This is a genomic window from Streptomyces sp. SBT349 (assembly GCF_001083795.1).
Lineage (GTDB): Bacteria > Actinomycetota > Actinomycetes > Streptomycetales > Streptomycetaceae > Streptomyces.
The window spans coordinates 1-7,894 of sequence record NZ_LAVK01000346.1 but is presented as its reverse complement, the minus strand read 5'-3'; the positions used below and the strand labels follow the sequence as shown (position 1 = coordinate 7,894).

The 7,894-nt window shown below is 72.8% G+C and carries 5 protein-coding genes; 1 reads left to right on the top strand and 4 read right to left on the bottom strand.

What is annotated here, in order from left to right:
• Window positions 1–33: 33 nt before the first annotated feature.
• The 3 genes from ADY01_RS29460 to ADY01_RS29450 form a co-directional block, all read right to left on the bottom strand.
• Complete coding sequence (locus ADY01_RS29460) at window positions 34–1,371, bottom strand: ABC transporter substrate-binding protein (RefSeq protein ID WP_063784406.1); 1,338 nt, start codon at window positions 1,369–1,371, stop codon at window positions 34–36.
• Window positions 1,372–1,601: 230 nt separating this feature from the next.
• Entirely contained in the window at window positions 1,602–4,166 is a 2,565-nt protein-coding gene (locus ADY01_RS29455) for a polynucleotide kinase-phosphatase (RefSeq protein ID WP_049579568.1), read from the bottom strand.
• Entirely contained in the window at window positions 4,163–5,641 is a 1,479-nt protein-coding gene (locus tag ADY01_RS29450) for a 3' terminal RNA ribose 2'-O-methyltransferase Hen1 (RefSeq protein ID WP_049579566.1), read from the bottom strand. Before ADY01_RS29450 ends, ADY01_RS29455 begins: the two co-directional genes overlap by 4 nt.
• A gap of 100 nt (window positions 5,642–5,741) precedes the next feature.
• Between ADY01_RS29450 and ADY01_RS29445 the strand changes: the two genes are divergently transcribed.
• Window positions 5,742–7,016: an Nramp family divalent metal transporter gene (locus ADY01_RS29445; protein WP_049579564.1), complete on the top strand. Its 1,275-nt coding sequence runs from the start codon at window positions 5,742–5,744 to the stop codon at window positions 7,014–7,016.
• A gap of 9 nt (window positions 7,017–7,025) precedes the next feature.
• Here ADY01_RS29445 and ADY01_RS29440 read toward each other — a convergent pair whose 3' ends face one another.
• Window positions 7,026–7,601: a Uma2 family endonuclease gene (locus ADY01_RS29440; RefSeq protein ID WP_234320458.1), complete on the bottom strand. Its 576-nt coding sequence runs from the start codon at window positions 7,599–7,601 to the stop codon at window positions 7,026–7,028.
• Between the last annotated feature and the right edge of the window lie 293 nt (window positions 7,602–7,894).

Genomic DNA, 7,894 nt, shown 5'->3' with positions numbered 1-7,894 from the left:
GCTTCGCCGTCGCGCGCCCGGTGACGGGGGAGGTCACGGCAGCAGGTCCTGCGCTTCCAGCTCGGCGGTGATGTCCTCGTCGATCTGCGCGACACCGGCGGCGATGTCACCGCCGCAGTCGGACATGATCTCGTTCAGGCCCTCGGCGGTCGCCTGCCGGACCGGCGTGAAGTCGATGGCCGAGGGGAACGTCCGCACGTCGGTGTCGTACTGCTCCTGGACCAGGTCCCAGCGCTCGTCCTGCCGCACCTCGCCCGCCTGGAGCTCGGTGGTGACCGGCAGCCGCACCACGGGCTCGGAGCCGCCCTCGACGGCCATGGCGATCTCCTGGGCCTCCGGCGAGATCAGGAACTCGGCCAGCTGCCGCTGCTGGTCCTCCTTGTCGGAGCCGGCGCCGAAGTAGATGTTCTCGCCCTCGGCCAGGGTGGTGGACCCGGCCGGGCCCGCGGGGGTCGGGATGACCTCGAAGGTGTCGGTGCCCGGCGCCTCGTCATAGGCGGCGAAGTTGTAGGGGCCGGTCAGATAGATGCCCGCCTCGCCGTTGTTGAAGTGGCGGGCCTCCAGGGTGGTCGAGGTCAGGGCGCCCGGCTGCACGTGCCCCGGCGTGCAGAACTGCTCCCTGATCCACTCGACGGCCTGAACCGTCTCCGGCGAGTCGAACGCCGACTCGTACCGGCCCTCGCCCGCCTCGGTGAGGAAGTCGCCGCCGGCCTGCCATATGTAGGACGACGCCCACCAGGAGAGGTAACCGCGCTCCGTGGAGCCGGGGATCACCATGCCGAACGTGTCGTCGTTCCCGTTCCCGTCGGGGTCCTGGGTGGCGAACGCGTCGGCCAGCGCCGTCAGGTCCTCCCACGTCTGCGGCACATCCATCCCGACGGCCTCGCGCCAGTCCTTGCGCACCACCGTGACGAACGCCTGCCGGGAGAACGGCACGCCGTAGAACTCCCCGTCGACGCCGCGGGTGATGTCCCAGTTGGTGTCCGCGATGCCGTCCTGGCCCGCGATCGCCTCCCGGTCGACCGGCAGCAGCCAGCCCTGCGACTGGTAGGTGCCCAGCGAGCCGCTGTCGTTGATGAAGACGTCCGGCAGGTCGCGGGAGGCGGCCCGCCCCTGGATCTGCGTGTCGAACTCCACCACCGGCTGGTAGTCGACCTCGATGCCGGTCTGCTCGGTGAACGCCTCGAAGACCCGCTCATAGGTCGCCGCGGGGGCGTCCGCGCTGCGGGTCCAGACCTCCAGAGGACCGTCCCCGCCTCCCGACTCGCTGTCGTCGGAGCCGCAGGCGGTCAGGGTTCCCAGCATTCCGGCGAGGGCCAGCACGGCCGCCGGAGCCCGGCTCGACCTCCGGGGGATGGACGGTCTCGACATCGCAACTCCGTTCATGGATATGGATGTTCTTCATCTGCATAAATGGTCTGAGCACCGTAAAAGGCGCCTCGGGGCGGGTCAACCCTCGGCGCCGGGCTGGTGGGCTGGTATTTTTTCGGTGAGCGCTTACTGTTCTCCGCGCACGTACCCCCGGCACACGGGACGCCGGGGTACGCGTATGTGAACGTTCGGTGGAGGGCGTGGAGGGGCGTGGAGGCCCGTCGAGGTGGCTACAGCCGCGGGTCCACCGGCTCGGACTCCAGGGCGAGCACGGCGAACACCGCCTCGTGCACGCGCCACAGCGGCTCGCCCTCCGCCAGCCGGTCGAGCGCCTCGAGGCCGAGCGCGTACTCGCGCAGCGCCAGCGACCGCTTGTGGCCCAGGTGCCGGTCGCGCAGGCGGGCCAGGTGCTCGGGCCGGGTGTACTCCGGCCCGTAGACGATCCGCAGGTACTCCCGGCCGCGGCACTTGACGCCCGGCTGGACCAACCGCCCGTTCCCGCCCCGGACATACGCCGCCCGCGGCTTGACCACCATGCCCTCGCCGCCCGCCCCGGTGAGTTCCAGCCACCCCCGCACGCCCGCCTCCACCGACCCCTCGTCCCCGGTGTCCACCAGCAGCCGCCGCGTCCGCAGCAGCAGCGGGTCGTGCTCGGTCACGCGGTCGATCAGCGCCAGCTGCTCGTCGTGGGGGAGTGTCGCGAGCGAGCGGCCCTCGGCGGCCAGCAGGCCGAACGGCGCCACCCGCACGCCGTCCAGCCCGGGGCCCGCGGACCAGCAGTACCGGCGGTACGCCGCCGTGAACGCCGAGACGTCACCGGCCCGTTGGCGCTGCCGCTCCAGCAGCCCGCCGACGTCCACGCCCCGCGCCCCGGCGGCCTCCAGCGCGGAGACCACCCCGGGGAACGCGGCGCCCGCCGCGGCGCCGACCGCCGCGTACTGCTCGCGCAGCAGCCCGCCCGCCTTCAGCGACCACGGGGTGATCTCCGCGTCGATCAGGAGCCAGTCGGTGTCGAGCTCCGCCCACAGGCCCGCCGCCTCGACGGCCCCCGCGAGCCGCTCCAGCGCGGCCCGCGTGGTGTCCGGGTCGGCGAAGAACGGCCGCCCGGTGCGCGTGTGCAGCGCGCCCCGCACGCCCTCCGGCGCCTCGAACCGCTTCAGCGCGGTCTCACCGTCACGGCAGAGAAGCGCCACCGCGCGCGACCCCATGTGCTTCTCCTCGCACACCACCTCGCGCACGCCGTCCGCCCGGTAGGCGGCGAACGCCTCGGCCGGGTGCTCCAGATACCCGTCCTCGGCCGACGTCGCGCACGGCGCCATCGTCGGCGGCAGGTGCAGCAGCAGCCGCGGGTCGACGGCGAACCGGCTCATCACCTCAAGCGCCGCCGCGGCGTTCTCCTCGCGGACCGAGAGCCGCCCGGCGTGCCGCGTGGCGACCACCCGGCGCCCCGCGACGTCCCCCAGGTCGAGCGGCCTGCCGTCGGCGCCGCCCGGCGCGTCGGTGGCGAGCGGGCGCACCGGCTCGTACCAGACCCGTTCCGCCGGGGTGTCCACGATCTCCCGCTCCGGCCAGCGCAGCGCGGTCAGCGCCCCGCCGAAGACGCAACCGGTGTCGAGGCAGAGGGTGTTGTTCACCCAGGAGGCCCGCGGCACCGGCGTGTGGCCGTAGACGACGGCCGCCGCCCCCCGGTAGTCCTCGGCCCAGGGGTAGCGCACGGGCAGCCCGAACTCGTCGGTCTCGCCCGTGGTGTCGCCGTAGAGCGCGTGCGAACGGACCCGGCCCGAGGTGCGGCCGTGGTACTTCTCCGGCAGCCCGGCGTGGCTCACCACGAGCCCGCCGCCGTCCAGGACGTAGTGCGAGATCAGCCCGTCGATGAACGCGCCCACCCGGGCGCGGAACTCGGGGTCCACCGCGTCCTCGCGCTCCAGCTGCTCCACGGTCTCGGCGAGGCCGTGGGTGAGCCCGACCTTGCGGCCCTTGAGCAGGCGGCCCAGCTTGTTCTCGTGGTTGCCCGGCACGCACAGCGCGGTGCCCGCGGCCACCATGCCCATCACCAGCCGCAGCACGCCGGGCGAGTCCGGGCCGCGGTCCACCAGGTCGCCGACGAAGACGGCCGTGCGGCCCCCGGGGTGGCTCGCGCCCACCGCCCGCCCGGCGGCGTCGCGCTCGATCGTCCAGCCGAGCCGCTCGCCCAGCAGCGTCTCCAGCTCGGCGCGGCAGCCGTGCACGTCGCCGACGAGGTCGAAGGGGCCGGTGCGGTCGCGCAGGTCGTTGAACCGGCGGGTGAGCCGGATGGCCGCCGCCTCGATCTCCTCCTCGCCGCGCAGCACGTGGACGCGGCGGAAGCCCTCGCGCTCCAGGCCGCGCAGCGAACGGCGCAGCTCGCGCTTCTGGCGCGGGACGACGTGCGCGGGCATCGCGGCCCGCTCAGGGCGGACCGCGTTGCGGTCGGCGCACACCCGCTCCGGCACGTCGAGCACGACGGCGACCGGCAGCACGTCGTGCTCGCGGGCCAGCTGGATCAGCTGGCGGCGGGGCTCGCGCTGGACGTTGGTGGCGTCCACCACGGTGAGCCGCCCGGCCGCGAGCCGCTTGCCCACGATGTAGTGCAGCAGCTCGAACGCCTCGGGCGTGGCGCTCTGGTCGTTCTCGTCGTCGGCGACCAGGCCGCGGCAGGCGTCGGACGAGACGACCTGCGTGGGCAGGAAGTGCCGTCGCGCGAAGGTGGACTTGCCGGATCCGGTGGTGCCGATGAGCACCACCAGCGACAGGTCGGGCACGTCGAAGTCCGTCATCGGACGCCCGCCTCGCTTCCCCGCTCGTTCTCCGTGGACGTGTGCTCGCGCGTGAAGAGGGCGAGTTGGGTGGGCGGGCCCACCTCGGGATCGTCGGGGCCGACCGGGCGGAACGCGACGGCGTAGCCCTGCCGTCGGGCGACGGCCGAGGCCCACGCGGTGAACTCGGCCCGCGTCCACTCGAACCGGTGGTCGCTGTGCCGGAACTCCCCCGCGGGCAGCGTCTCCCAGCGCACGTTGTACTCGGCGTTCGGCGTGGTGACGATGACGGCGCCGGGCCGCGCCGAGCCGAAGACGGCGTACTCCAGCGCGGGCAGGCGCGGCGGGTCCACATGCTCGACGACCTCGCTCAGCACCGCCACGTCATAGCCCTTGAGCCGGGCGTCGGTGTACATCAGCGAGCCGTGCAGCAGGGTCAGCCGCTCGCGCCCGCGGTCCGGCATCCGGTCCACCCGCAGCCTCCTGCGGGTGGTGGCCAGGGCGCGGGCCGAGACGTCCATCCCGGCGACCTCGCTCAGCCGTCGGTCTCCCAGCAGCGCGCCGAGCAACTGCCCTCCGCCGCAGCCCAGGTCGAGCACGCGGGTGGCACCGGTCTCGGCGATGGCCTCCAGGATCGCCGCGCGGCGGCGGACGGCCAGCGGCACGGGCGCGTCCTCCGTGTCGGCGTCGTCGTCGATCGCGTTGTCCAGCTCCTCGGCCGCGCTGTCGTCGGACTCGGCGAGCCGGGCCAGTTCGAGACGGGAGAGCGCCTGCCGGGTCAGGGACGAGCGGTGCGCCAGGTAGCGGCCCACGATCAGCCTCTGCTCCGGGTGCCGGGCCAGCCAGCCGTCGCCGGCGCGCAGCAGCTTGTCGACCTCCTCCTCGGTGATCCAGTAGTGCTTGGCCGCGTCCAGCACCGGCAGCAGGACGTACAGCTGCCGCAGCGCGGCGGACAGGAGGACCGTGCCGGTCAGGATCAGCCGCACGTACCGCGAGTCGCCCCAGCCGGGGAACGCCGCGTCCAGCGCCACGGGCTCGGCCGTCACCGTCCAGCCCAGCGGCTCGAACAGCCGCCGCACCACCTCGGCGCCGCCGCGGGCGGGCAGCGCCGGGACCTCCACCGTCAGCGGCAGGGCGCGCCCCGGCAGGTCGGGCCTGGCCGCGCAGTCGCCGCGCATCGCCGTCCGGAAGACCTGCCCCAGGGCCACGGCCAGCAGCGAGGAGGCCGCGTAGGGGCGGTCGTTGACGTACTGCGCGAGCGTCGCGTCGGGCGCGGCGCCCCGGCCGCGACCGCGGTTGCGGACCAGGGAGACGGGGTCGACGTCGAGCAGCAGCGCGACGGTGCAGCGTGCGGGATCCGCCACGGGGTAGAACACGTGGGCGGGCCCGGCGGAGGTGCTGAACTCCTGGGCCCTGTCCGGGTGTTTGTGCAGCAGGAAGCCGAGGTCGGTGGCGGGGCGGGCGGCGTCGCCCGCGGCCGATATGGTGAGGAACACCCCGCCGAGTATGGCCGGGGACGCGCGGTTCCGTGATTCCTTTTCCCTGAAGCGGTAAATCGTTCGCGACCGCTTATCACCTGGCGCGTTCTGGGGCAGGATGCCCCTCGTGACAGAGGCGCAGGAGGTAACGGAACCAACGGAACCCCCCAAGGCCCGCTGGCGGTTGATCGGCCCCGGCCTGGTCGTCGCCGCGACCGGCGTGGGCGCGGGCGATCTGGTCGCGACGGCCGTGGCGGGTGAGCGGTACGGCTACACGCTGGTGTGGGCCGCCGTGCTCGGCTGCCTGATCAAGATATCCCTGGCGGAGGCGACGGGCCGCTGGCATCTGGCCACCGGCACCACCATCTTCGAGGGCTGGCGCTCCCTGGGACGCTGGACCGTCGGGTACTTCGCGGTCTATGTGACGGTCTGGGGCTTTGTCTACGGCGCCACCGCCATGTCGGCGAGCGCCATGCCCCTGGTCGCCCTGTGGCCCGACGGCCCCTCGCTGCGGACCTGGGGAATCGTCACCGGGCTGCTGGGCCTGGTCTGCGTCTGGTTCAACCGGTACGCCGTGGTCGAGAAGCTGATGATGGGCTTCGTCGGCGTGATGTTCCTGGTGGTGGTCGGCGTCGCGATCCGGGTGGGCCCCGACACGGCGGCGCTCGGTGCCGGGCTCCTTCCGGTGCTTCCCGACGGCTCCGTCCTCTACACGCTGGGCCTGATCGGCGGCGTCGGCGGCACGATCACGCTGGCGGCCTATGGCTACTGGGTCACCGCCAAGGGCTGGGCTGGGCCGCGCTGGATCCCGATGATGCGCCTGGACAACCGGACCGCCTACGCGACCACCGGCATCTTCGTGATCGCCATGCTGGTGATCGGCGCCGAACTCCTGAACTCCGCGGAGATCGCCCTGGCCAGCGGCGATCGCGGTCTGCTCGACGTCGGCGACATCCTGGAGGACCGCTTCGGCGCGGCCACGGCCAACCTCTTCCTGGTCGGCTTCTTCGCCGCCTCCTTCAGCTCGGTGATCGGCGTCTGGCACGGAGTGAGCCTGCTGTTCACCGACTTCGTCGGCCATGTCCGCCCCGACCGGGTCATCCCTCCCGAGGACCGCGAGAGGTCCTGGCCCTTCCGGGCCTACCTGCTGTGGCTGACGTTCCCCCCGATGGGCCTGCTGTGGCTGGACGAACCGATCGGCCTGATCCTGACCTACGGCGTCCTCGGCGCGTTCTTCATGCCGTTCCTCGCCCTGACCCTCTTCTGGCTGCTGAACACGAGCCGCGTGACCACGCAGTGGCGCAACGGCCCGGTGAGCAATCTGATGCTCCTCGGCTCGGGCGTCCTCTTCCTGGTCCTGTGCGTACAGCAGATCCGCGACCTGCCCTGGTGAACACCCGTCCTACTCCAGCTCCTTGGTCTCCAGATCCAGCCCGAACGGCTCCGGCAGCGGCACCACCTCGCCGAACCGCAGCGGCCCGTCCACCCGGGAGTACCCCAGCTCACCCGGCCTGCTGAACAGCGTGCAGGTCCGCTCCCCCCGATCCACGACCAGATACAACGGCGCCCGGTACTCGGCGTAGCGCCGCCGCTTGACGACGCGGTCGGTGTCGGCGCTCGACGCAGAGGTGACCTGGACGATCAGCAGCGTCTGGTCGGGGACCAGGGCCCCGGACGCCCTGGCCAGGTCGCGGGGGACGACGGCGAAGCCGGGTACGAACCAGTTGCCGCTGCCGGGGAGGTCCAGGGAGCCGGAGCCCGCTATGCACCCCAGCCGCGCGGTCACCGGACCCAGTTGCCGGCGCAGGCTGTCGACCACCGTCTCGTGACCCCAGCTCAGTGACACCGGCGAGATCCTGCCCTCGACGATCTCCGCGCGGTGGCTCGCGATGTGCTGGACGGCGTACTTCAATGCCGACTCCGGGTCGGCGACCGGGTACGGCTCGGGGCCGTCCGGCGATTGGGATGGAATGCTCACGGCTCCGTTCTACGGCAGCCGATGCCGCCGATGCCATGTCGACCGGGGGAAATCACTCGTTCGAGCGGTAATCGAAAACCTGGTGTACTCCGGGCCGCCGTCCGGGTGAGGATGGGGGCATGTCCTGGAGTGTGACGCGTGATCCCGGTGCGTTCCTCGATGTGGCCGGGGGGTTCCTGGAGGGGCGGCCCGCCGAGCACACCGTGCAGCTCACCGTGCTGGAGACGCTGCGTGTCCGCGGGGCGGACTTCTACGGGGGGCCGCCGCTCCTCGGGTGGTGGACGGACGGGGAC

Bases quoted from the DNA above. Each gene is read 5' to 3' on its own strand.
- ADY01_RS29445 (WP_049579564.1), top strand. From the start codon at position 5,742: ATGCCCCTCGTGACAGAGGCGCAGGAGGTAACGGAACCAACGGAACCC.
- ADY01_RS29460 (WP_063784406.1), bottom strand. From the start codon at position 1,371: ATGTCGAGACCGTCCATCCCCCGGAGGTCGAGCCGGGCTCCGGCGGCC.
- ADY01_RS29455 (WP_049579568.1), bottom strand. From the start codon at position 4,166: ATGACGGACTTCGACGTGCCCGACCTGTCGCTGGTGGTGCTCATCGGC.